Source organism: Acinetobacter soli (assembly GCF_000760595.1).
Lineage (GTDB): Bacteria > Pseudomonadota > Gammaproteobacteria > Pseudomonadales > Moraxellaceae > Acinetobacter > Acinetobacter soli.
This window is the reverse complement of sequence record NZ_BBNM01000002.1, coordinates 83,800-108,031: the sequence shown is the minus strand read 5'-3', so window position 1 is coordinate 108,031 and position 24,232 is coordinate 83,800. Positions and strand designations below refer to the sequence as shown.

Below are 24,232 nucleotides of genomic sequence, written 5' to 3'. Positions count from 1 at the left end.
AAAAAAGGGACGAGATATCGTCCCTTTTTCAATTCATATTCAATATGGCTAAACGCTTAGCGTCCCACACCTACTTGTGTTTGTACGCCAAGATTACGTGGAGATACATTGGCATCGACACCTGCATTGGCATTGATCGATCCGACACGAACACCCACTTGTGTATTGGCTTTTACGCCAGCGTTTGAGCGCTCTTTTTTCTGATTCGACCAGCGTGAATCTGCACGTGCTTTTTGTTCTGCACGGTACTGGCGCGCTTGTTCACGTTGACGCTGCTCTTCATAACGTGCTTGTTCAACGCCACGTTCACCACGGTCGGTCACACGGTCTGCAACACCAAACGCACGATCAGTCGCATTCACTGCGATATCGCGCGATGCATGAACAGCTTGACCCGCAACACCGAGTGAAGCACCAGTGGCCGTGGTGGCAATATCACGCGTGGTATGCAAAGTAGTACCCACGATGTTGCCTACGCCACTACCTACACGGCCCAGTAAACCACCATTCGATTCAACTTGTGCATTTGCACCTACATTGAGCGCAGCACTCCCCGCGAAAACACCAGCAGAAGCAAGTACGCTCACAGCCAAAACAGCAGATTTGATCATTTTCATTTTTCTGTCCTTTAAAATCACACTCGGCGCAAAGTCGAGCGGTTGACATGTGTATCATATTCAACAAATCGTGATTTGTGTGCGTTCCATCAAAAAAATTACACGCCAAGAACAGCAGAAACGTAGATGCGGAGAAATCGTGAAGAGCAGCAAACAGATCGATTTTATCGTTTGATCAAGGGTAACTAGACAGTATTTATAATCGGCAAGCCTTGATATTGTTCAGACTGAACCCGTATAAAGAAAGAGCGAATTCGGGTGCTGAGCATCTGTTCAGCAATCCCTTTTTTTATAATATTTACAAAAGAGCAGCATATGAGTCTCAACGCGGCATTTTTAGATTACGGTTCACTCGATATGAATGATCTGGATTTTCAGGCATTACGCGACTGTTTTCAACGTTTTGAACTTTATACAGCCACGACACCAGATCAGGTACTTTCACGCTTACGCAATATCGATGTAGCGATCACCAATAAAGTGGTTCTCGATGCACAAACAATTGAACAATTACCACACTTGAAACTGATTTTAATCTCGGCAACTGGAACCAATAATGTCGATCTAGCGGCAGCCAAAGCACGCGGTATTGTGGTGTGTAACTGTCAGGGCTACGGCACAGCTTCGGTTGCCCAGCACACTTTAACGCTCATGCTGGCGCTGGCAACATCTCTCATTCGTTATGATCGCGCCGTTGCGGCAGGTCGCTGGCAGCAGGCATCACAATTTTGCTTTTTAGATTATCCAATTATAGAACTCTCTGGCAAAACTTTGGGAATTGTTGGCTATGGGGAGTTAGGTCAGGAAGTTGCACGTTTGGCACAAGCCTTTGGTATGCAGGTGCTGGTGGCCAATATTCCCGGACGGCCGGCACATGCAGATCGACTTGCGCTTGAAGAACTCTTAGCTCAAGTTGATTTTTTAAGTTTGCACTGTCCGTTAAGTGAACACACCCGACATTTAATTGATGCACAGGCATTGGCGCGTATGAAGCCTACGTCTTTCTTGATCAACTGTGCCCGCGGCGGAATTGTACATGAAGCCGATTTGTTAGCGGCTTTAAATCAGGGCATTCTTGCTGGTGCTGCAACAGACGTACTGAGCGTCGAACCGCCTACATCCGGGAATCCGCTGCTCGATCACACGCCCGATAATTTGATTATCACGCCACATTCAGCGTGGGGCAGTGTGCAAGCCAGACAGCGGATTGTCGACCAACTGACCGAAAATACATTGGGATTCTTACAGGGTCAGATCAAGCGTCAAGTCAATTTCTGATTAAGGTGTAGCACTTTCACCAAGAGGCGTGGTCACAGCACCCGATGGCGCAGCAGATGACGGTGCTGGAGATGCTGTCGTTGACGGCTGGCTCAGACTACGCTGTTCAATGGGAACGGTAGCACTTGGGTCACCTGCAACTGCGGCTTTGGTTTGTTGCCATTTTTGTTCGGTGTAGCTTTTGGCATTGCTGGCTTTTTGCTGTGCAACCTGAGACTGCTCTTGTCCAAAGTTTTTGGTGTCTTCCCATTTTTCATTGATTTTGGCAGAGGATTTATCAGCACCGCGTTGGATCGAATTGCCAAGACGGTTCAGGTTTTCTCCTGCCTTGTAAGTTAACACTCGAAAAATATTGGGATTATCGCCATACGGTGGCGTTTTGGCATCTGAGGGATTGGATGCTGTGCTGTTTGCTGCAAAGGTCACGCTGGTGATGGTCAGCGCTGGTACGCTCAATGCAAGACTCAGCAGTAAAGGCTTTAACATAAACACGATCCTGTGAAGTTCATCTATCAAGTCAGCTTTATATTAACCAGATCGGCGCCAATAAACAGCTTTTTAGAAAAAAACCATACAGCTTGCTACACGAGGCATACAGGTGTGAGGAATAAATAACAGCAGGACTCTGCCCTTAAACACGTTAAAGGCAGAAGAATTGGTTTATTGGCACAGGGCCACGTTTTCTTTCTTAAAGTTGTCACGCAGTGATAGGAAGTTGGCTTGTACGTTTTTATCGTATAAATCGAAAGTCTTAGCGGCACTTGTACCATCTTTGGCAATCACGATAGAGGTTGCCGAAATGAGGGTATTGCCACTAAAGGTCCAGTTCTCGCGTGCCTTACCGGCTTCCATCATTCCGGTAAATTCGATGGTGCATTGATTTCCTAGTTTGATCAGTTTGGCCTTATTGTGTTTGGTGTCCGGAAAGGCCTTGATATCTTTAACTTCTTCAATCACCCCAACTGTGGTTTCAGGAAGAGGTGGATTACTTGAACATGCAGTGATAGCCAAACAAGTAAATCCCACAAGTGAAAGCGTTTTTAAGTTCATATTTTCAGTCTATGTTGTTGTTCATTTTCTTGAGTATAGCGAACTTTAAACCAGAAGATAAAATCAAAAGCCCGGTTTTTAGCAATTTTTTGTAGAAAATTCCTGCTGTAGCAAAGCTAAAAAAGCATCGCGAGCTTTATGATTTAAGACATTTTGATGCCAGAAAAACTGATTTTGAATCGCGGTCAGATGATCAAACTGATAAGCGCAAAGCTGAGGCAGATTTTTGTATTGCTCATACATGCTTTTGGGAATCAACGACACGCCTGAGCCTGCACTCACGCAGCCAATAATGGTGGCATAGCTGGTAATACTGGTCATCGGGAGTGAAATATTTTTAAGTTTGAGCCAGTCTTCAAGTGCTGCACGATAAGGACAGCCTTCGGTCCACATAAAAATTTCTTTGCCAATCAAATCTTCTTGCGTCGAAATTTCGCCAAGCGATTCGGCCGCAATCAACACCATGTTTTCTTGATAAATCTCAAATTTTTTGAGCAATGGAAATTCAATCGAACCTGCCACAATCGCGCCGTCGATTTTATGCTGGCTCACATCGAGCAGAAGTTGTTTCCATGTCCCTGTGGTGATTTGAATGTTAACCTCGGGATAGCGCTGATGAAATTTGGCGAGTAACTGCGGCAGGCGCGTGGTGGCCGAAGATTCGATTGCACCGATGCGTAATGGCCCTGAAGGCGCAGCGTCGGGATGAACACTACGTTTGGCTTCATCGCACAGTGCCAAAATTTTCTGGCAATAGTCCAGAAAAATTTCTCCCGACGGGGTGAGCTGTAAGCGCTTTCCATCACGATGAAACAGCGCCGTATTTAATTCTTCTTCAAGCTGTTTGATGCGTGTGGTGATATTGGAGGGCACACAATGTAGCCGAAGAGCGGCTTGCGCCATACTTCCTGCCTCGACAATTGTATGAAACATACGAAGTTGACTAATTTCCATGACCATACTTCATTAAAAATGAATGATGCAATCAATATAAGTTAATTTTTCTTAATACAACAGTCCGTTACGCTAAAGCCATCGCCACTTGAGATCACAGCCGAGTCCACCATGGCCATATCACTTTACTCACCACTAGGGGTACAGAAATATCCAGTGAAGCTCTATGCTTGTATTGCCTTGACCGTATTGTGCTGGGGCTACTCACCGATAGGTGTACACAGTGCACTGATGGCCTATCGTCCCGAGCAGATTGCACTATTACGATTTATATTGGCGTCGCTATTTTTACTGGTGCTGGTGGCCAAAAAAGGAATTCAACCGCTAAAGATTAAAGATCTTCCTGCGCTGGGTATTCTGGGTATTTTTTCAGTCACCTTGCATCATTTACTGATTAATGCCGGACAGCAATATGTGAGTGCAGTGGCTTCAAGTATTTTAAGCCAATCGATTCCGTTGTTTACCTTACTGATTTCAGCATTTGTGCTTAAACAGCGCATTCAACTGAAGCAATGGGGCTGTATTTTACTCGGGCTTGTGGGCGCTTTACTGGTCATCACAGCGGATCGTGGTGTGGAGCCTCCTAGCTTATACAGCCTATTCATTGTATTGGCAGCGGTGGCATGGGCAATTTATTTTAATCTATATAAAAAGTTCACCCTCAATTACGACGTAATCAGCATGATGTGTTATGTCATCTGGTTGGGGACACTGCCTTTATTGCTGTTTAGTCCACATCTGCCGCAAGCGGTGATGGCCGCTTCGTGGCAAGCCAATCTGTCCATTGTTCTGTTGGGTATTTTTCCGAGTGCATTGGCGCATGTGTTGTGGGGCAGTGTACTGAAAACACTTCCGTTAACCCAAGCATCAAGCTTTTTATATTGTACGCCACTCGTGGCGATTGCACTGGGCCTAATCATGACAGGTGAGAGGCCGTCATTAGGGGTACTCATAGGTGGTACAGTTATTATTATGAGTCTCATCATAATGAACTATATTAAAAAATAGCGCTTAAAAAATGAATAAAATTAATCGAATTATCGTAAATTGACATTTTGTCTAAAAAATAACAACACGGCGTCATTGTGCCTGGCTTCCGTTTTGTTAGGCTGATCTCTTCAAAATAAAAAAATAATATGAAGGATTCATATGACGAAGGATGAAACAAAACGATTAGACCGCGGATTTTTAGGACATCCCAAACCGCTGCAAGGGTTGTTTTTGACCGAGCTTTGGGAACGCTTTTCCTACTATGGGATCCGACCACTGCTGATTTTGTATATGTCGGCTATGGTGACTCAAGGTGGACTTGGGCTTGAACGTACCGATGCAGCGGCGATTGTCGGCTTATTTGCTGGATGTATCTATCTGTTTACCTTGGTCGGTGGCTGGCTGTCCGACCATTGGTTGGGTCAAGAGCGTGCGGTATGGTACGGCTCAGTGATCATTGCACTGGGGCATTTATCAATTGCACTCACCGCATGGTTTTCAACCGTGTTTTTTTATTTAGGGCTGGTGCTGCTGGTGATTGGTTCGGGTTTATTTAAAACCTGTATTTCGGTGATTGTGGGCACACTTTATCAGGCACAAGATCAGCGTCGTGATGCGGGATTTTCCATTTTCTATATGGGAATTAATCTCGGCGCATTTCTGGCACCTCTCGTCACTGGATTGCTCTTACAACGGTACGGTTGGCATGTCGGCTTTGGTATTGGCGGTATCGGTATGTTGATTTCTCTGCTGATTTTTCGCTGTTTGGCTATGCCACAGGTACGCCAATTGAACCAGAATATGCCTGTGCAAAGCTCGGTACTGCGTGATCCTGCCAAAATTCGTAAGATTAAGCAGGGTCTTAGCCTAGTCGCTGTGTTACTTATAGCTGGATTTTTTTCCCTCTATCGAGGTTGGATCGTGATTCAGCCTGTGGTGATCGTGGAGTATTTCGCCTTAAGTATATTGGCGATTGTGACGGTCTATTTTGCCTATTTATTTTTGTTTCATCGTTTAAATCGTATTGAAAAAACCAAGCTACTAATCTGTTTTATTTTGTTTTTGGCCGCCACATTATTTTGGGCTGTCTTTGAGCAACAGCCCACTTCATTAAATCTTTTTGCATTGGACTATACCGAGCGTCATATCGCTGGCTTTGAAATTCCGGTGGTTTGGTTTCAATCAATTAATGCCATCTTTATTATTATTTTCGCACCACTGGCGGCATGGTTATGGATCACGCTGGCACGACGCCAACAAGAGCCAGGCTATTTAGCCAAGTTTAGTCTGGCCTTAGTTTTTGCAGCATTTGGCTTTCTGGTGATGATTCTGGCTGCCCAGCAAGTACTGCATCATGGCGGTTTAGTATCACCGTTCTGGCTTATAGGATGTTTGCTGTTCATGACATGGGGCGAGCTATGTTTAAGCCCTGTCGGCTTGTCGGCCATGACCCGTCTGGCGCCGAAAGGTTTGTCTGGGCAAATGATGGGCATTTGGTTTACTGCTACAGCGATGGGCAATCTGGTGGCGGGCTGGATTGGTGGTCATGTTTCTGGTCAACAACTACACCACTTACCGCCGTTATTTTCAAAATGTGTGGTAATTTTATTGATTGGCGCAGCCGTGATTGCGCTGTTACGAAAACCGATTCAACGTTTGATGCAGCATCAACACGAATATCAGCAAGGGTAAGGTCATGCAGATTCAACAACTCAGTGCACAGTACCGTTTGGCACAATTACGGGAGCAGATGCAACAGCATGCTATAGATGCCTACCTGATTCCCAGTGCCGATCCGCATATGTCGGAATATTTACCAGAACACTGGCAAAGCCGCAGCTGGCTTTCTGGTTTTAGCGGTTCGGTGGGAACGCTGGTGGTAACAGCCACTGAAGCGGGTTTGTGGGTGGACGGCCGTTACTGGGTACAAGCCGCGCAGCAGCTTGCAGGCAGTGGCATTGTATTGCAAAAACAAACGCCAGATCCGCGTACTTCCTATGTGACTTGGCTGAGCCAACACTTGCCTGAGGGTGCACATATTGCGATGGATGGTGAAGTCACCTCACTCCAATTATTCGAGCAACTCCATACAACGCTCGGAGCAAACTACCGTCTGAGTACCGATCTGGATTTAATTGATCGTATCTGGATGGATCGGCCTGTGTTGCCCTGCGCTGCGCTATATGCATTGCCTGAGCAGGTCATTACACAGTCACGACAGGAAAAAATCGCTGCAATTCGTGAGCAGATGACACAAAAACAGTGTCAGTATCATTTCATATCTGCATTGGATGATATTGCTTGGATCTTGAATTTACGTGGTGCCGACGTCGAGTTTAACCCGGTTTTTTTGGCACACTTATATCTCGATGATGATCAAACCGTCATTTTGTTTATCGATGAAGCCAAGCTGTCGAGCCAGATCAAAGCCAGCTTGATCCGCGATGGCCTGCAAATTATGCCTTATACCGCCACCAAAGAGGTATTGAGCCAGCTCAAGGCAGGCATATTGCTGATCGATGCAGCGAAAATGTCGGTTGCCCACGCGCAGGCCTGTCCGGCACAGATCAAGCGCAAGATCGACCTGAATCCGAGTAGTCTGTTTAAAGCCCAGAAAACACCTATCGAAATTGAGCAGATGCGCCAGACCATGGTCAAAGATGGTGTTGCATTGGCACATTTTTTTGCTTGGCTAGAGCAGGCGTTGGCCGAGCAGCAGCCAATTACAGAGCTCACGATTGATGAACGTCTTACCCAGTTTCGTCAGCAGCAATCTGGATTTTTAGGGCTGAGTTTTGCCACCATTGCAGGATTCAATCAAAATGGTGCCTTGCCACACTATCGTGCCACAAACAGTTCATTTGCCCAGATTCAAGGTCAGGGCTTATTGTTGATCGATTCAGGTGGCCAATACCAGACAGGTACCACGGATATTACCCGTGTGGTGCCGATTGGGTCACCCACACCCGCGCAATGCCGCGACTATACTTTGGTGTTAAAGGCACATATTGCACTTGCGCAGACCGTATTTCCTGAAGGGATTGCAGCCCCTTTACTCGACAGTATTTGTCGAAAAGAATTATGGCAGGCGCAACTGGATTATCGTCATGGGACGGGTCACGGCGTTGGCTTTGCGTTAAATGTGCATGAAGGCCCGCAAGTACTGTCTTACTATGCACCAATCACGCCCTATTCGGGTATGAAAGCAGGCATGATCACCTCCAATGAGCCGGGACTTTACCGCGAGGGGCAATGGGGCATTCGACTTGAAAACTTAGTGGTGAATCAGCCGATGGCCGATGCCCAGTCGGACTATGGCGACTTTCTTTATTTTGAGACACTGACGCTATGTCCGTTTGACTATCGTTGTATTGATATGGCATTGCTTAATGAATCCGAGCGCCGCTGGCTCAATGATTATCATGCTTTGGTATGGGAAAAACTTTCACCTCATCTGACTGGCTCAGTGAAAGACTGGTTACAGCGGATGACGCAACAGCAATAAAAAAAGCCATGTTTTTATCAGATAAAAACATGGCTTTAATTATAAAGTAGGAATTAACCCTGCAATACACTCACATCCGCAACCGCAGTAAATAAGTGACGCAACTGTGCCAACAAACGTAAACGGTTGGCTTTTAACTCTGCATCATCAGCCATCACCATCACGCCATCAAAGAAGGCATCAATCGGTGCGCGAAGTGCGGCAAGTTTAGACAGTGCAGCAGTGTAGTCTTTTGCTGCAAGTAATGGCTCAACCACAGGCGTGACGGCTTGAAGCTCAGCAAATAATGCTTTTTCTGCATCTTCAACCAAGTTCGCTTCAACGACTGCACCTTCTGGCGCCGCTTCTTTGGCAAGAATATTCGCCACGCGTTTATTTGCAGCAGCCAGTGCTGCCGCTTCTGGCAAGGCACGGAAGTGGTTGACCGCATTCACGCGCTTATCAAAATCGAGTGGTGATTTTGGTGCCAGTGCTTGAACGGCTTGCAGTACGTCAACGGCAACGCCTTGGTCTTCGTACTTGGCACGATAACGACCTTCCAAGAAAGCCACTGCATCAGTACGGGTTTTATCGTGATCTTTGACGATATCGCCATAGCCTTGAAGTGCAAGATTGACCAATTCTTCAATGGTCACGTTCAATTCATTTTCAATGATTAAACGCAAGATCCCAATAGCAGAGCGACGAAGTGCAAACGGGTCTTTCGAGCCTGTAGGCGCTTGCCCAATACCAAAAATACCCACCAGCGTATCCAAACGGTCTGCAAGGGCAACCGTGGTACCGGTTTTAGTTTTAGGTAAAACATCACCGGCAAATTTTGGTAAATATTGCTCACCTAACGCTTCTGAAACCTCAGTGTTTTCACCTTCAATACGCGCATAGTAAGTACCCGCAATCCCTTGAAGTTCTGGGAACTCGCCCACAAGTTCAGATGTTAAGTCGCATTTTGCAAGTAATGCTGCTTTTTCAGCATCGGCTGGGTTTGCACCCGTAATTGAAGATAATGCAACAGCAAGTTTGGCAATACGTGTTGATTTGTCCCAAAGCGTACCAAGCTGAGCTTGGAATACCATGTTTGCTAATTTTTCTTTACGAGATGCAAGCGGTTGCTTTTGATCTTGTAAGAAGAAGAACTCAGCATCAGACAAACGAGGACGAACAACTTTTTCGTTACCTTCAATAATTTGAGTCGGATCTTTAGACTCAATATTTGAAACAGTAATAAAGTAAGGCTGTAATTTACCTTCCGCATTGATCAAACAGAAATACTTCTGGTTGTCTTGCATTGTTGTAATAAGAGCTTCTTGAGGAACAGCTAAGTAGCGTTCTTCAAAGGTTGCACGTAAAGCGACAGGCCATTCAACGAGGCTTGTTACTTCATCAAGTAAGTCGGCTGGAACAATTGCAGTCGCATTCACTTCATCAGCTAACTTTTTCACTTGCTCTTGAATGGTTGCCTGACGCTTTTCAAAGTTCGCAACAACATACGCTTTTTCTAAAGCAGCTAAATAGTCATTCGCATGTGCCAAAGTCACAGCCTCAGGTGCATGGAAACGATGACCATAAGTCACATTACCCGCTTGGTGATCCTGAATAGCGGCGTCAACGACTTGATCATCTTTAAGCAATACCACCCATTTCACTGGACGTACAAACTCGGTACGGCTTGCTGCAGAGCGCATACGCTTGGCAATCGGTAAATTATCTAAGGCAGTTTGTAAAATCTGTGGCAGTAACGCGTCTAGGCTTTGACCTTTGACGTCTTTTAGGTAGCAGACCTTCTCGACTTTACCTGCTTGAAAAGTACTGACTTGATCGGCAGTAATGCCCTGACCACGCATAAAGCCTTCAAGTGCTTTCGTTGGTTTGCCTTCTGCATCGTAAGCCGCCTGAACAGCTGGGCCATCAAAACGTTTTTGTGTGTCTGCTTGTGCGGCATCGACATCAATAATTTTCAGCGCTAAACGACGTGGTGCTGCATACGCTTCAATGGCAGCGAAGTTTAGACCAGCATCTTTTAAGCCTTTTTCTGTTTCTGCTTTTAAGGCATCACGTAAAGTTTTTAAGCTTTTTGGTGGAAGCTCTTCACAGCCAAGTTCGAATAAAACAGTATGTTTGCTCATTAGTTTTTCTCCGCCTTTGCTGCTTCACTTTCCGCTTGTGCTTTTAACTGTGCCAATACTTCATCACGTAAATGTGGTTCAGCCATTGGGAAGCCAAGTTCTGCGCGCGCTTGTACATAGCTTTGTGCAATCGCACGAGCCAGTGTACGTACACGTAAAATATAACGCTGACGTTCAGTGACTGAAATCGCGCCGCGTGCATCGAGCAGGTTAAAGGTATGCGACGCTTTAACGACTTGTTCATAAGCAGGCAAGGAGAGTTTTGCGTCAATTAAACGATTCGCTTCAGACTCGTAAAAATCGAACAATTCAAATAGTTTGTCTACAGGCGCATATTCGAAGTTATAAGTTGATTGCTCAACTTCATTTTGATGGAACACATCGCCATAAGTCACTGTACCGAATTGGCCTTTGGTCCAGACCAGATCATAGACTGAATCGACACCTTGCAGATACATGGCAAGACGCTCTAGGCCATAGGTGATTTCACCCGTAACAGGGTAACATTCAATACCACCGACTTGCTGGAAGTAGGTGAACTGTGTCACTTCCATACCGTTAAGCCACACTTCCCAGCCTAAGCCCCAAGCGCCAAGCGTTGGCGATTCCCAGTTGTCTTCGACAAAACGGATATCGTGGGTCAGCGTATCAATACCAATCGCTTTGAGCGAGTCGAGATAAAGCTGTTGAATATTGTCTGGATTTGGCTTAAGCACCACCTGAAACTGATAGTAGTGCTGCAAACGGTTTGGGTTTTCGCCATAACGGCCGTCTTTTGGACGACGAGAAGGTTGAACATACGCCGCATTCCATGTCTCAGGTCCGAGCGCACGTAAGAAAGTTGCAGTATGAAATGTGCCTGCGCCCATTTCCATATCGTAAGGCTGAAGAACCACACAGCCTTGTTCGGCCCAGTAATTTTGTAGGGCAAGAATCAAGCCCTGAAAGGTATCAATATGAGAGATGGCGCGACTCATGTGCATCCACTAATTTATGCGAAAAAATTGTTCATAAGTATAAGGATTTTGCAGGGGAGTGGCAAAGGTTCTGTGTAGCTCGCAGCAAGAAAAAACAACCAAAAGCCACATTGATTGTCGGGAATGAGCGCGATATTGTGGAATCAAAATCTGTCGCCGAGCACCCGATATGTTTGAAAATAAAGTTAAAACTCGATCTTCGCAGCGTCGTATTCTGCTGGCAATCTTGGCCACACTCGGCTTGAGTACAGCAACGCAAGCAGGCTGGGTGACGGATAAAATTGTGACGCATATTCAGCAGAGTATCCGCTATCATCAGTTGCCGATTGTGCACAAGCGGCTCAATGTCGATCAGCGGGTGCGTAGTTTCGAACTGTTCAATCCCAATCCAAATGCCCAGTCACAGCCGCTGGTGATTGCCTTACATGGTGGTGGCGGTAATTCCTCACAAATGATCAAGCGTTTTCAAGCACAGGCAAAAGCGCACGGATTTTTATTGGTGGCACCTCAAGGGATTGGGCCTTCAGAAAAAAAAGGCGTCTGGAACAGCGGTGGCTGTTGTGGCGATGCCGTGCAACAGCAAGTGGATGACGTGCGCTTTATTCAACAATTAATTGCGTACCTAAAGCAGCATTATGCAATAGATAGCACTCGTATTTATATTGCCGGATTTTCTAATGGCGGCATGTTGACGTATCAGTTGGCTGAGCAAATGGGCACTCAGTTGGCCGCAGTGGCGGTGGTGTCTGGTGCGATGTTTGAACAGCCGCTGGTTGCCAAGGCACCTGTGCCAATCTTGATGATTCATGGTACGCGTGATCATGTGGTTCCGGTGGCAGGTGGAGTCAGCTCAATCGGTTTTGTTGCCAAGGCGCAGACCAAAGCCTTCGAGCCTGTTCAATTTCCACTTCAATACTGGAAAGCCGCCAATCAGTGCCAGACATTAAGCGAGGAAGTAATGAGTAAACAGGTCACACGTCTAAAAGGAGAGGGCTGTGCGGCTGATCTGATGTTTTATCAGCTCGCCAAAGGCCACCATGTTTGGCCTGCTAGCACCAATCCGCATGATCGTGTCGATGCATCGACCCTGATCTGGAGTTTTTTTGAGCGGCATCATCGTTAATCAATTTTACTGCTGTGCATAAGATATAATTTAAATGCATTTTTAAGGTTGGTCTGTTTATACTTTTGTCCCTCAGGCAGTTCAATACCGAGGCGTACGACAGGTGAATCCAACAAAGCAAACTTGGCTAAATGATCTAAAACCCGATTTTCGCGTGCTGGCGCTCAAAGAGCGGATGTACTGTGCAGTGGGTGCCTTGCTTGGATTGGCCATTTCGTCTTGGGTAAGCTGGTGGGTACTCCATGGCATGAATGCTTGGTACATTGCGCCGATGGGGGCTTCATCTGTATTGCTGTTTGCTTTGCCATCTAGTCCTTTGGCTCAGCCGTGGAATATTGTGGTGGGCAATACTTTGGCCGCTCTAGTAGGCGTGAGCTGTGCGCTCTGGATTCCAGATCAAACACTGGCATTGAGCATTGCGGTCGGTATTGCAATTTTTCTGATGATGTCGACCGATGCCTTACATCCGCCGAGCGGTGCTGTGGCCATTACCGCAGTATTGGGTGGTTCGACGGTACATGAACTGGGCTATGCCTTTGTGATATATCCCGTTCTGCTCAATTCTGTTTTATTAATGGCTTTTGCAATCGGATTTAACCGTTTGATTGGTCGTCAGTTTCCGTATCCTCGGCATGTCAATACGCGTTCGAGTGATCCGACACCCACACAAAAAGTCACCATTCAGCCACAAGATATCCAGCGTGCTATGCAGGCACAGACTGAGCTGCTCGATATCAGTCAGTACGATTTAGAAAAAATCATTTTAGATGCACAAGCGCAGGCGCAGCAGCGCCAGATCAGTCATTTTGTCTGTGCCGATATTATGAGCAAAGACGTCATGACGCTCGATCAGCACGAAGAAATTCAAGATGCACTAGAAAAATTTAAACAGATTAACTTGATGAGCTTGCCCGTGATTGACCAGCATAAGCAGGTGGTCGGCACGCTAGCGCTTTATGATGTGGTGGAATGGTTTAAACGCGCAGCAGATCCACGGGCATCGTGGGAATTTACAGTGAATCAAATTATGAATCGGACGGTGATCACGGCACAGCCGCTACAGCCGATTGGCGATTTAATTCCTTACTTTGTCGAAAAATCGTTTAATTATATTCCTGTGGTCGATCAGACTCAGTTGGTGGGGATCATCAGCCGCGCCGACATGATTGCAGCACTCCAGCAACAACTTATTTTGCATACGCAAAGTTAAACAAAAAAAAGCTACGGTTGATGTTAGGGGAAACAACCGTAGCGACCAACATGGTCAAAGGGTGGGTTAACGTGAGTGTCGATCTTCATGTACGGTGCGAACCGGATGGCTATACCCCTCATTGACTGTACTATAGGCCAAACGTTTCGGTTGCTTTGGCATCACCAGCCATAAAATCAGGTACACCAAGATACCCGGAAAGGCGGCACTCATCAGTGAAATCACAATAAAAATCAAACGAAGTAAGTTCGCGTTCCAACCAAAACGTTCAGCAATACCGCCCATTACACCGGCGATCATATGTTGTCGGTTGGAACGGTATAAACCCGTAGTGGCCATTGACGTTTCTCCTTAAAAAATAATATCGGCAAACATCTTGAAACTCGATGCTTGTATTTTTATTTGTGGGGCAGGTCGCCCTGTTTTAAAGTGACAAACGCAACTAAAAGGTTAAATTATGTAAAGCAATCCCACCTCAAGGCGTGATCCATTTTACAATTGCATTCATTTTAAACAGCGGATGTTTAAACTTTAGCTGGTGAGTATCAGGCTGCAGTCTTGCTACGACCACGCTCTTTTTTTTTCACGCTCTTCAACAATTAAGTCTTATCACGCACTTATTTGTTTTGTCTTGTTTACGGTATTTTGTGATATGAATATGATGCCTTTTTCATCGTCACAGCAGATCAAGCTACCTCACCTGATGTGTATGGGGGTAATCGGTATGAGTCTGACCGCTTGTGATGCGAGCAATCCTTCGCACGAGCATGTGTCGAGTCAACATGTACGCCCTTCAGAAATGAATGTACAGATCGATTCGGGCAAAAAATTATCCGATGTTGCTGGGCAAGCGACGTTGCCAGTTTCACAGCATGCATTTAAAAATGCCGAAATTTCTGAAGATGCTTTGCGTTATGTCGGGCGTTATCACACGCGTATTGCCTGTGTAGATACGGCATTTAATTGTCCGCAGGGCAGTGCCGAATATATTTTGACGTTATTAGAAGATGGTACAGCACATCAGACCTTGGTGAATCCGGGACGACTGGGCGCAGAAGGCAACATCAAGGAAAAAAGTGCTTATCGTCAAGATAACTGGACCTTAGATAAAACCCATAATCAGATCGTGATAGAGCTAAACGAAGGCGTCGACATTTACTACAAAATTGAACCCGATCAAGATTTAAAGCTTAATCTGGCGCGTACGATCGATCACGAAAAATTAAATCCACGCCGTGAACTAGAATTTGGACTCATCGCACCTAAGCAAGAATATATTCTAGAAAAAAGAGACGATTAAAAAAAAGGGCATCATCGGATGCCCTTTTTTGAATTTGAATTAATAATCAAAACTGAAATGTTCTGAAGGCAGTGCCATCAAGGAGCGAGATGGATTCACCATCGATTCTGCATGCCCTTGAGTACGTGGCAACAAGCGTTCAAAATAGAAGTCTGCAACTTTAATTTTAGCTTTGTAAAATTCCGCAGTTTCTTTGCCATCACCTGCTTCTAATTTCTCAGAAGCAATCACTGCCTGCTGTGCCCAGAAATAAGCCATCATCACGTAGCCTGAGAACATCAAATAATCCATTGAGGCAGACGATACAATGTCACGGTCTTTACGTGCGGCAAGCATAATACGTACAGTCAGTGTATTCCACTGTGCGCATAGTTTGGTTAAATCCCAAGCAAAACGGCGCAGATATTTGTTACGTGCATGACGGCCACAGAATTTCAAAATTTCGGCAGTATAGTCACGAACTACTTTACCTTTTGAAGACAATAATACTTTACGACCAATCAAATCGAGCGCCTGTACGCCTGTTGTTCCTTCATACAAAGTGGCAATGCGTGCATCACGTACGATTTGTTCCATACCCCATTCTTTGATGTACCCATGCCCACCAAACACCTGCACGCCATGATTGGCAGCCTCAAGGCCCAGCTCGGTCAAAAAGCCTTTCAAAATTGGCGTATAAAAGCCTAATTTATCGTCGTATTCTTCATACTTTGCCTGATCGCCCACCAGAAGTGCATCGGTCATTTTATCGGCCAATTGTGCAGCATGATAAATCATGGCACGACCACCTTCGGCAATCGCCTTTTGAGTCAACAGCATACGACGTACATCGGCATGATGGATAATCGCATCTGCTACTTTATCCGGATCTTTTTTCCCAGAGAGTGCACGCATGGACATACGCTCTTTGGCATATGGCAATGATCCCTGATAAGACAGCTCGGCATGTGCAATCCCTTGTACCGCTGTCCCGATACGTGCGGTATTCATAAAGGTAAACATGGCATGCAAACCTTTGTTGATTTCACCAATCAGATAAGCGGTTGCACCATCAAAGTTAAGCACTGCAGTAGCTGAAGCTTTGATCCCCATTTTATGCTCAATCGAACCACAGTTCACCGTGTTACGCTCACCTACACCGCCGTCTGCGGTTGGCAAAAATTTTGGCACAATAAATAGTGAAATACCGCGTGTTCCCGGAGGGGCATCTGGTAAACGTGCCAACACAATATGCACGATATTTTCTGTCAGATCATGTTCACCCGCCGAAATAAAAATTTTGGTTCCAGTGAGCTTGTAGGTACCATCTGCTTGAGGTTCGGCTTTGGTTTTGACTTGTCCCAAATCTGTACCACATTGTGGCTCGGTCAAACACATGGTGCCCGACCATGTTCCTGCCACCAAGTGCGGCATGTAAGTATTTTTTTGTTCTTCACTACCAAACTGCAAGATGGTATTCATACAGCCCATACTTAGGCCCGGATACATGGTGAAAGCCCAGTTTGCAGTACCCATCATTTCAGATTTGATGAGATTAAGTGACATAGGTAAGCCCTGACCACCAAATTCTTCCGGATACGAAAGACCCTGCCAGCCGCCTTGCACGAACTGGTCGTAGGCTTCCTTATAACCTTTTGGAGTGCGCACCTCACCGTTTTCAAAATGACAGCCTTCATCATCACCGCTTTGATACAAAGGTGACAACACATTTTCACAGTAATCGGCCGCACCTTCTAAAATCATGTCGATAGTATCTGGATCTGCATTTTCTCCGTTTGACAGAGTTTTAAAGTGCGCAGGATAATCAAACACTTCATTCATCAAGAAACGTACATCACGGAGTGGGGCTTTATACGCTGGCATCGTCTTAACTCCTAAATGGATTGGAATAGAGTGGCTCTATTGATGATTTATTATTGACACAGCTGGCTAAAAAAACATTGATAACGTGACTTGAAAAAAATGTCAGAAAAGCGAATTGAAGATCGATCTGGTTCGTTTTGATTCTGATTTTCTGATACAGTCAAAAACCTGTGTTTTTTTCAAAAAAACAAGTTGAAGCTTTGAAACTATAACTATATTAACGGTGTAATCGGTAATGATACGTCTAAAATACTTAACTTTTTGTTTATTGGGTTTGAGTCTGAGTGGTTGTACCCAACATGTCATAAAAACCAATAATGAAAAGCAAGCGCTTGATCAGCAAGCTGTTCGTGGTTTAAATGCCATGTATCAATATCCAAGTTATGACTATAGCGGTCATTTTTCAGTAAACGTGGATACATCGACAGCTCAAAGTCGCAAAAATCATCCAGCGTCTGCTTTGCTCGATCCAGCTTTGCAGCTGAAAATCGATCAATTTTTAGCAGATCAACAGATTAAGCTGAGTTCTGCGGAGAAACAGGCCTTTTACGCGGCCATTGCGCAGCAAAAAAAATCGGGTGCGCTTGATCCATCGCGTTTTGAAAAAATAGCCGAGACCTTACTCAATATTTTAAATGACGTTCAATTTAAATTTGACGGCTCCATTCACTATCGCGAACGGATCGGCAGCTTTAATTTAACGGCACATTATGAAAAGCCCACCTTGTTGGTGCAGGCCAAAGTTCCGATGATTCTGGACTTAAAGGCCTATCGCTTTTATACCAATTATTTTGCCATTATGCCGTATCTGGTGAATCAGGAGAGCCAAGACTCATTGGCCTATCTCGATTTTTCTAAATATTCAGAGCAATTGAAACAGGTCAATATGCAAAAGCTGGTCGAGTATCTGAAGGCCTCGACTGCTGTGATGTATGATCTGGCCGAACCCGGACAATTACAGCGTCTATCGATAAATCGTGATGATCAAGCCAAAGGTGTGGTTGAAAAAATCCGTCTCAAGACCACCCTTGAGGATGTATCACTACAATCGGGCATGTTTGAACAGGTCAATCAAAAATACTTTAATCAGTCTGTTTTAGGGCTTAAAGATCAATCGCTTGAACAGTGGGCGGAAGGTGAGGCCACAGCTCAGCAAGCCGAAAAAATCGTGACTGGCAAAGAGACACCTGAGCAACAAGCCGATGCTGCTGCACTGTCGCTGTATCAGTTACTCAATCAAAAATTTAATTTAACGGCCAGCGAAGAACTCGAGGCAACTGAGCTTGAGTCCGAATCTGACCCTGAGGCATCGGATCAGGAGACGTCTGTCGCGGTTGTAGACGGTTTAGATGCCGAAGCATGCCAAGCCTTGAACCAGTCAAATCAGCCGATTGCGGCAGGCGATGCGACCTATTGTATGCAACAGTACGACATCGATGTACTGCAATCGGTGCAGACACCAAAAATGTTGGGTCTCACTGAAGCGCGTGCTGAACTGGCCAAAACTTTTGCGGCTTACGATCAAAACCAGTTTATCGATCAAGATGCGTTTAAAGCTTTATGGAATAAACATCAAGCTGAGGTTCAGCGTGTAAAGGCGAAGGTACAAAGCTCCAATCCGTTTGTCATCGATGTCGGTCTTGATGCTCAAGGTCGAGCGGCTACCATCGACTATAATCTCGGCTTTACTTTGCCGGGCAGTGACAAAAAGCTTAATCTTCGTGCCGATACCCTAATACAAAACTATGGCCATGCGACACCTATCGATACCAAGCAGTTAAAACAAGCCAAATCATTTAAGGAGGCCAGTAAGGGCTCCATGATTGAAGGGCTTGTGGGAAATCTAAGTAAAACCTTAGGGCAGGACAGCACATCAAAGACCTCTTCAGGTGCTGAATTGTCTTGGGACGATCAGTTAAATCAACTGGCTGAACGCACTTACGATCAAACCCGATCTTATGAAAAGACCTTTAATGCCGTGTTCATTGCCAAGCTCACGGCAGATTCACCTGAGTTTGTTCGACATTATTCACGTCAAGATTTAAACGAAATTGCGCAGGTTTATGCTTATTGGTATTCAGATGAAAAAACCAATCCGATTAATGCAAAGCGTTTGGCCGTGATAAAACAGTTGCAACAAAAGCATAAGTTGGTGCAGGACGATCAATTTGATGCTGAACTCGGCTATGACGTTGACCGTATCGTGACACAAGCCATGCAAACCAAAACCGAGCGTCAGCAGTGGAAGACGTTGCAGCAACAATTTAAACATCAGCCACAACGCTTGTTTGCCCAGCAGTATATGCTGAGCTTTGAAAAAGAAAATGAGCTGGATGCGACTCAGCGTAAACAGTTGCTCGAGGTGGCCAATATCTTAGGACGTGTTTATGTCGATACCCGTCAAAATAAACTTAGCCCAGCAACTGTACAAGGCGTACAGGAAGCACATCTTGAATATATCGACTACGATTTATTTAAACAGGTCTATGTGCAGTTAATGACACATTAATTATTCATACTGAAAATAAAAAAACTGGATTCTTGATCCAGTTTTTTTATGCGGGTGGTTTGTTTAACCACCCGCTCTAGCTTAAGCATATGACGATATATTTGGAGATGAGAAGCGATTATCGCTTCGCAAGAACGATCCAAATATTTACATATTTGGATAGTTTGGACCACCACCACCTTCTGGTGTCACCCAAGTGATATTTTGCGAAGGATCTTTAATATCGCAGGTTTTACAGTGTACACAGTTTGCAGCGTTGATCTGGAAGCGCGGCGCAGCACCATCTTCAGCCACAATTTCATATACACCCGCAGGGCAGTAACGCTGTGCCGGTTCATCCCATTTAGGCAGATTCACTGCAACAGGAATGCTGGCATCGGTCAATTTCAAATGCGATGGCTGATTTTCTTCATGCAAGGTATTTGAAACAAACACAGAAGACAAACGATCAAAAGTAATCTTGCCATCAGGTTTTGGATACGTCGGCTTAACACTGACTTTGTCTTGAGTTTTTAAAGCACTATAATCCGGTTGCAGATCATGCAAGGTAAATGGCACTTGAAAGATATTTTGGTCAACAAAGTTAAATGCACCACCCATCCAGAGGCCAAACTTGTGCATCGCTGGACCAAAGTTACGGGTGCGGTGTAATTCTTCTTTGAGCCAGCTGTTGTCAAATTTGTGCGTGTAGGCAGTTAGTTCTTTGTCGAACAGATCATCACCTTCCACGACACGGGCAACAGCCAAGTCACCGCCTTTTTCGACACCACGTGCAATCGCTTCAAATACCGCTTCGCCGCACAGCATGCCAGATTTCATGGCAGTGTGAGAGCCTTTGATCTTGGCAAAGTTTAAGAAACCTGCGTCATCACCAATTAAGCAACCGCCAGGGAAGGTCAGTTTCGGCAATGAGTTCAAACCACCTTTCACCACAGCGCGCGCGCCATACGAAATACGTTTGCCACCTTCAAGATATTGCTTGATGAGGGGATGGGTTTTCCAGCGCTGCATTTCCATAAACGGAAACATGTGCGGATTCTCATAAGATAAATCCACGATCATGCCCAAGGTCACTTGGTTATTTTCAGCATGATAAAGCCACCAGCCGCCCGATGAGCCTGTTTCACTCAATGGCCAGCCAGAACCGTGCATCACCAAGCCCGGTTTGTGTTTCGCCGGATCGATTTCCCAAAGCTCTTTAATTCCGATACCGTAATGCTGTGGATCGGCATCTTTGTCGAGATTAAACTTGTTGATCAGGCGTTTACCTAAATGACCACGGCATCCTTCGGCAAACAAGGTATATTTGGCATGCAGTTCATAACCTGGCGCAAAGTTATGCGTTGGTTCACCATCTTTACCAATGCCCATGTCGCCGGTCTGAATACCTTTAACGGTCCCATCAGCATGATAAAGCACTTCTGCTGCAGCAAAACCTGGGAAAATAGACACTTCCAGTTCTTCTGCCTTTTGACCCAACCAGCGCACCACATTGCCAAGTGAAATGACATAATTGCCATCGTTATGCATGGTTTTAGGCACCATCCAGTGTGGTGCTTCCTGAGACTTTTCATCCGACATCAAGAAATAGGTTTTATCTTCGGTAACCGGTACATTTAGCGGCGCACCTTCTTCTTTCCAGTTCGGAAAAAGCTCATTCATCGCGCGTGGCTCAAGTACCGCCCCAGACAGGATGTGAGCGCCTACTTCGGAACCTTTCTCGACGACGCAGACGGATAGATCGGATAAATTATTTTCAATCGCGAGTTGGCGAATTTTAATCGCAGCAGACAGACCTGCAGGTCCTGCACCAACGATCACTACGTCAAACTCCATCGCTTCTCGTTCGATGTGTTCCATGTAGGACTCCTCATATTGCTAAGGGTGGCAACCGTAATTTGATATTCGGTGCTGCCATGAGTGTTCTGAATCTCTAGACACAAGCCACGGATCGTGTCTTTAATAGTCTGGGCTAGTATAGATTTAAACCGTCATCTAGCCAATTGGCTGAGTCGTTATATTTTCTCGTCAGCAAGGCATAAACTATGGTAAATCAAAATAATTCATCTCAGGAGAGTGAAAAATCACCCTCAGATGATGATAAAAACTTAATCAACATTGCACAATACGTAAAAGATGTACAGCAAAGTCACAAAAGGTCAATACCACCTCTCGACCAGTGGCACCCAAAGCATTGCGGTAAAATGGATTTGATCATTAAAGCCAATGGAGAATGGTGGCACGAAGGTCAATTGATGAAACGACAAAGCATGCTGGATCTGTTCTCAAGTGTACTGTGGCAAGAGGCGGGCAAATTTTATCTGAAAACCCCGGTCGAGCAAATCGAAATCGAGGTTGAAGATGCGCCTTTATTGGTCAATCGGGTCGAGCAGGTTCAGATTGACGGGCAGGCGTATTTGCAATTGACCACGACCAATCAGGATGTGGTGCTGGTCGATGATGCACATCCGATTTTTATGCAGGAATACGCTGGCGAACGGCGCCCCTATGTACATGTACGTTTTGGACTCAATGCCTTAATTCAACGACAGGTATTTTATCATCTGGTAGAACTGGGCCAGCTCGATGAAACACCAGATGGAAAAGTGGTTTTAACACTAAAAAGTGGTGATTTGCTCTTGCATTTAGACAGTTGAGGTTTAAGCTTGATGCTCAGTTCCATCTTGTCTTTGAAGTGCTGAAATGACTGCCATCTTTCCTGTTTCTCTTGAACTTGACCCGATGCCTGCGGCGTCTGCCGATGCACCCATCGGGGTGTTTGATTCGGGTGTAGGTGGCTTGTCGATTGCGCAGGAAATTGCCCGTCATTTGCCCAATGAGCAGATCGTATATTTGGCCGATACAGCGCATGTGCCTTACGGACCACGGCCCGATCACGATATTCGTCAGTTGACGGCCCGTGGTATTGAATGGTTATACCGTCAGGGCTGTAAAATGGCTGTGGTGGCCTGCAATACTGCATCCGCTTTTAGCCTAGACAGTTTGCGCGCTCATTATGGCGAATCGTTTCCGATTGTGGGGCTGGTACCTGCGTTAAAACCTGCGGTGCTCCAAAGTAAATCGAAGGTGGTTGCGGTCTTGGCAACGCCGGCCACCTTTCGTGGACAGCTCATCAAGGATGTAATCGATCACTTTGCACAGCCTGCGGGGGTGCGCGTGATACCATTGACATGTCTGGAGCTGGTGCCACTGATTGAAGCGGGGCAGGAAATGAGCCACGCCTGTTTGACGTTATTGCGTCAGATATTGCAACCCGTGATTGATCAGGGGGCAGATCATCTGGTGTTGGGATGTACCCATTATCCATTTTTAAAAGATGCGATTGAGCAGTTATTTGGCAGCCAGCTCATTCTGATTGATTCAGGTGTTGCGGTGGCACGACAAACGGCCCAAATTCTGATTAAACATCAACTGATTGCTGAACATGAACATGCCTCGGGATTGCGGATCGCGTGCTTTGTCACAGGTCAGCAACTTGAACAGACCCGTCAGGTGGTTGAGCACTTAATTCCATCGCATCTTACGTGGCAGCTAAACTCGATTCAGGTTTATACTGCGCAAAAGACCAAATAAAAAGATTCGATTCATGATAAATATAAGATTGATCTTTATTTCCTTGCAATCCATCAGTAGCTGAAAGAGGACTGCCGCATGCTCGATCGGCGCTATCAAGTGTTTGTCGCAACCTCAGGTGCAGAAATGTCGCCTGAGCGCCGTGTGATTGCACAAACCTTGATTGGAATGGGTTTTTCATCGTGGTGTGTCGAACAGCGCTCACCCGTAAGCACCGCAATTGCCCGTCGGCAAATTGATGATTGTGATTATGTGATTTTGCTTTTGGGTAGCCAATACGGCGACTGCTCGGTTTCGGGCATTAGTTATATGCATCTGGAGTATATCTACGCCATCACCAAGCAAAAGCCTATGGTGGTGTTTATGCATGCCGATCCCGATGCGCGTGCAGAAGAATTACATGATGCATCGGCACCTGCTCGTGCAAAATTTATCGAATTTCGTAAGCAGCTACAGCAAGAAGTCGATCAGGTATTTTATTATCAAAACTTACGTGAATTGGAGCATACCTTGCGCAGTAACATGCTGCATATGCTGGAGTGCTTTCCGGTACTGGGCTGGATTCGTCCGCAAAATATGCAAACTCTGCAAGATGAAATTGATCATCTGCGCAGCAAGCTTCTGCAATTACAACGTACACTGCGTCAGTGCGAAGAGGATATGGTGGCCATTTGTGATGTGTCCATCGACGACGTGTATCGGTTTGAATACCGTATTCAGGCCTATGAAGATGGCCATATTCACGAGCTAACCTTGCAACGCACCGAGCCATGGGGGCGCCTGCTGTATGAGCTCTCCAAGGTGTTTCAAAGCCCAATCCCCGAAGAATATTTTGCCAAGTGCCTCAATGATTACCTCAATGATACCGCCTTAAGCGACATACAAAAAACGCTGCCTCAGGTCTATGCGGTCGGACGGGCACAAATTCTGGTGCATGGCTTGTATCACATCAAACTGCAAATGCGACAAAACGAATGGATTGTTCCGGTTCAACGTGATGAACAGCAACGAATGCAGTGGCGACTGACCGCAGTAGGGCAGCATATGGTTGATCGCTACTTTCAACATCAAAATCGAAATTTTCAATCAAAAACTGATTCATATTCCAATTTATAAATAACCTGAAAACCTGATACATT

General features: G+C 45.6%; 20 protein-coding genes. 11 read left to right on the top strand and 9 right to left on the bottom strand.

The annotated features are described in order from the left end of the window. Window positions 1-56 precede the first annotated feature (56 nt). Window positions 57-617, bottom strand: a complete 561-nt coding sequence (locus Aso01_RS02935; RefSeq protein ID WP_004934395.1) for a hypothetical protein — start codon at window positions 615-617, stop codon at window positions 57-59. A 315-nt stretch (window positions 618-932) separates the two neighbouring features. Here Aso01_RS02935 and Aso01_RS02930 point away from each other — a divergent pair, with 315 nt between their 5' ends. Continuing rightward, window positions 933-1,895, top strand: coding sequence for a 2-hydroxyacid dehydrogenase (locus Aso01_RS02930; protein ID WP_004934398.1), 963 nt, complete (start codon window positions 933-935; stop codon window positions 1,893-1,895). Here Aso01_RS02930 and Aso01_RS02925 read toward each other — a convergent pair whose 3' ends face one another. From Aso01_RS02925 to Aso01_RS02915, 3 genes are all read right to left on the bottom strand, one after another. After that, window positions 1,896-2,381 carry a hypothetical protein gene (locus tag Aso01_RS02925; protein ID WP_004934400.1) on the bottom strand — a complete coding sequence of 162 codons (486 nt, stop codon included), beginning with the start codon at window positions 2,379-2,381 and terminating at the stop codon, window positions 1,896-1,898. A gap of 174 nt (window positions 2,382-2,555) precedes the next feature. Further along, the gene (locus tag Aso01_RS02920) at window positions 2,556-2,945 is read right to left on the bottom strand and encodes a hypothetical protein (protein WP_004934404.1); all 390 of its coding nucleotides are present in this window, start codon (window positions 2,943-2,945) and stop codon (window positions 2,556-2,558) included. Window positions 2,946-3,023: 78 nt separating this feature from the next. Then, window positions 3,024-3,899, bottom strand: a complete 876-nt coding sequence (locus Aso01_RS02915; protein WP_004934405.1) for a LysR family transcriptional regulator — start codon at window positions 3,897-3,899, stop codon at window positions 3,024-3,026. A gap of 111 nt (window positions 3,900-4,010) precedes the next feature. Here Aso01_RS02915 and Aso01_RS02910 point away from each other — a divergent pair, with 111 nt between their 5' ends. The 3 genes from Aso01_RS02910 (at window position 4,011) to Aso01_RS02900 (ending at window position 8,394) form a co-directional block, all read left to right on the top strand. Further along, window positions 4,011-4,907 (top strand): DMT family transporter, encoded by an 897-nt coding sequence (locus Aso01_RS02910; RefSeq protein ID WP_004934407.1) that lies wholly within the window; start codon window positions 4,011-4,013, stop codon window positions 4,905-4,907. A 141-nt stretch (window positions 4,908-5,048) separates the two neighbouring features. Then, window positions 5,049-6,581 (top strand): peptide MFS transporter, encoded by a 1,533-nt coding sequence (locus Aso01_RS02905; protein ID WP_004934409.1) that lies wholly within the window; start codon window positions 5,049-5,051, stop codon window positions 6,579-6,581. A gap of 4 nt (window positions 6,582-6,585) precedes the next feature. After that, window positions 6,586-8,394, top strand: coding sequence for an aminopeptidase P family protein (locus tag Aso01_RS02900; protein WP_004934412.1), 1,809 nt, complete (start codon window positions 6,586-6,588; stop codon window positions 8,392-8,394). A 53-nt stretch (window positions 8,395-8,447) separates the two neighbouring features. Here the strand turns inward: Aso01_RS02900 and glyS are convergent, their stop codons facing one another. Beyond that, window positions 8,448-10,517, bottom strand: coding sequence for a glycine--tRNA ligase subunit beta (glyS, locus tag Aso01_RS02895; protein ID WP_004934413.1), 2,070 nt, complete (start codon window positions 10,515-10,517; stop codon window positions 8,448-8,450). After that, window positions 10,517-11,494, bottom strand: a complete 978-nt coding sequence (gene glyQ / locus Aso01_RS02890; protein ID WP_004934417.1) for a glycine--tRNA ligase subunit alpha — start codon at window positions 11,492-11,494, stop codon at window positions 10,517-10,519. Before glyQ ends, glyS begins: the two co-directional genes overlap by 1 nt. 169 nt (window positions 11,495-11,663) lie before the next feature. On the opposite strand from glyQ, the gene Aso01_RS02885 reads away from it, so the two are divergent. Both Aso01_RS02885 and Aso01_RS02880 read left to right on the top strand, forming a co-directional pair. Beyond that, the gene (locus tag Aso01_RS02885) at window positions 11,664-12,617 is read left to right on the top strand and encodes a CE1 family esterase (protein ID WP_004934419.1); all 954 of its coding nucleotides are present in this window, start codon (window positions 11,664-11,666) and stop codon (window positions 12,615-12,617) included. A 103-nt stretch (window positions 12,618-12,720) separates the two neighbouring features. After that, window positions 12,721-13,827 (top strand): HPP family protein, encoded by a 1,107-nt coding sequence (locus tag Aso01_RS02880; protein ID WP_004934421.1) that lies wholly within the window; start codon window positions 12,721-12,723, stop codon window positions 13,825-13,827. A 66-nt stretch (window positions 13,828-13,893) separates the two neighbouring features. Here the strand turns inward: Aso01_RS02880 and Aso01_RS02875 are convergent, their stop codons facing one another. Further along, window positions 13,894-14,166: a PspC domain-containing protein gene (locus tag Aso01_RS02875; protein ID WP_004934426.1), complete on the bottom strand. Its 273-nt coding sequence runs from the start codon at window positions 14,164-14,166 to the stop codon at window positions 13,894-13,896. Between the two features lie 313 nt (window positions 14,167-14,479). Between Aso01_RS02875 and Aso01_RS02870 the strand changes: the two genes are divergently transcribed. After that, window positions 14,480-15,127 (top strand): hypothetical protein, encoded by a 648-nt coding sequence (locus Aso01_RS02870; protein WP_004934427.1) that lies wholly within the window; start codon window positions 14,480-14,482, stop codon window positions 15,125-15,127. Between the two features lie 39 nt (window positions 15,128-15,166). On the opposite strand, the gene Aso01_RS02865 is transcribed toward Aso01_RS02870, so the two are convergent. Further along, on the bottom strand, window positions 15,167-16,990 hold the full coding sequence (locus Aso01_RS02865; RefSeq protein WP_004934431.1) for an acyl-CoA dehydrogenase C-terminal domain-containing protein: 1,824 nt from the start codon (window positions 16,988-16,990) through the stop codon (window positions 15,167-15,169). A 235-nt stretch (window positions 16,991-17,225) separates the two neighbouring features. On the opposite strand from Aso01_RS02865, the gene Aso01_RS02860 reads away from it, so the two are divergent. After that, window positions 17,226-19,499 (top strand): hypothetical protein, encoded by a 2,274-nt coding sequence (locus Aso01_RS02860; protein WP_004934434.1) that lies wholly within the window; start codon window positions 17,226-17,228, stop codon window positions 19,497-19,499. A 147-nt stretch (window positions 19,500-19,646) separates the two neighbouring features. Here Aso01_RS02860 and Aso01_RS02855 read toward each other — a convergent pair whose 3' ends face one another. Beyond that, a complete protein-coding gene (locus Aso01_RS02855) occupies window positions 19,647-21,359 on the bottom strand; it encodes an electron transfer flavoprotein-ubiquinone oxidoreductase (RefSeq protein WP_004934437.1) in 1,713 nt (570 codons plus the stop codon). A gap of 185 nt (window positions 21,360-21,544) precedes the next feature. Between Aso01_RS02855 and Aso01_RS02850 the strand changes: the two genes are divergently transcribed. From Aso01_RS02850 to Aso01_RS02840, 3 genes are all read left to right on the top strand, one after another. After that, a complete protein-coding gene (locus Aso01_RS02850) occupies window positions 21,545-22,156 on the top strand; it encodes a DUF1285 domain-containing protein (RefSeq protein ID WP_004934440.1) in 612 nt (203 codons plus the stop codon). A gap of 46 nt (window positions 22,157-22,202) precedes the next feature. Beyond that, window positions 22,203-23,093, top strand: coding sequence for a glutamate racemase (gene murI, locus Aso01_RS02845; RefSeq protein ID WP_004934445.1), 891 nt, complete (start codon window positions 22,203-22,205; stop codon window positions 23,091-23,093). Between the two features lie 78 nt (window positions 23,094-23,171). Then, the gene (locus tag Aso01_RS02840; RefSeq protein WP_004934447.1) at window positions 23,172-24,209 is read left to right on the top strand and encodes a DUF4062 domain-containing protein; all 1,038 of its coding nucleotides are present in this window, start codon (window positions 23,172-23,174) and stop codon (window positions 24,207-24,209) included. Window positions 24,210-24,232: the final 23 nt, after the last annotated feature.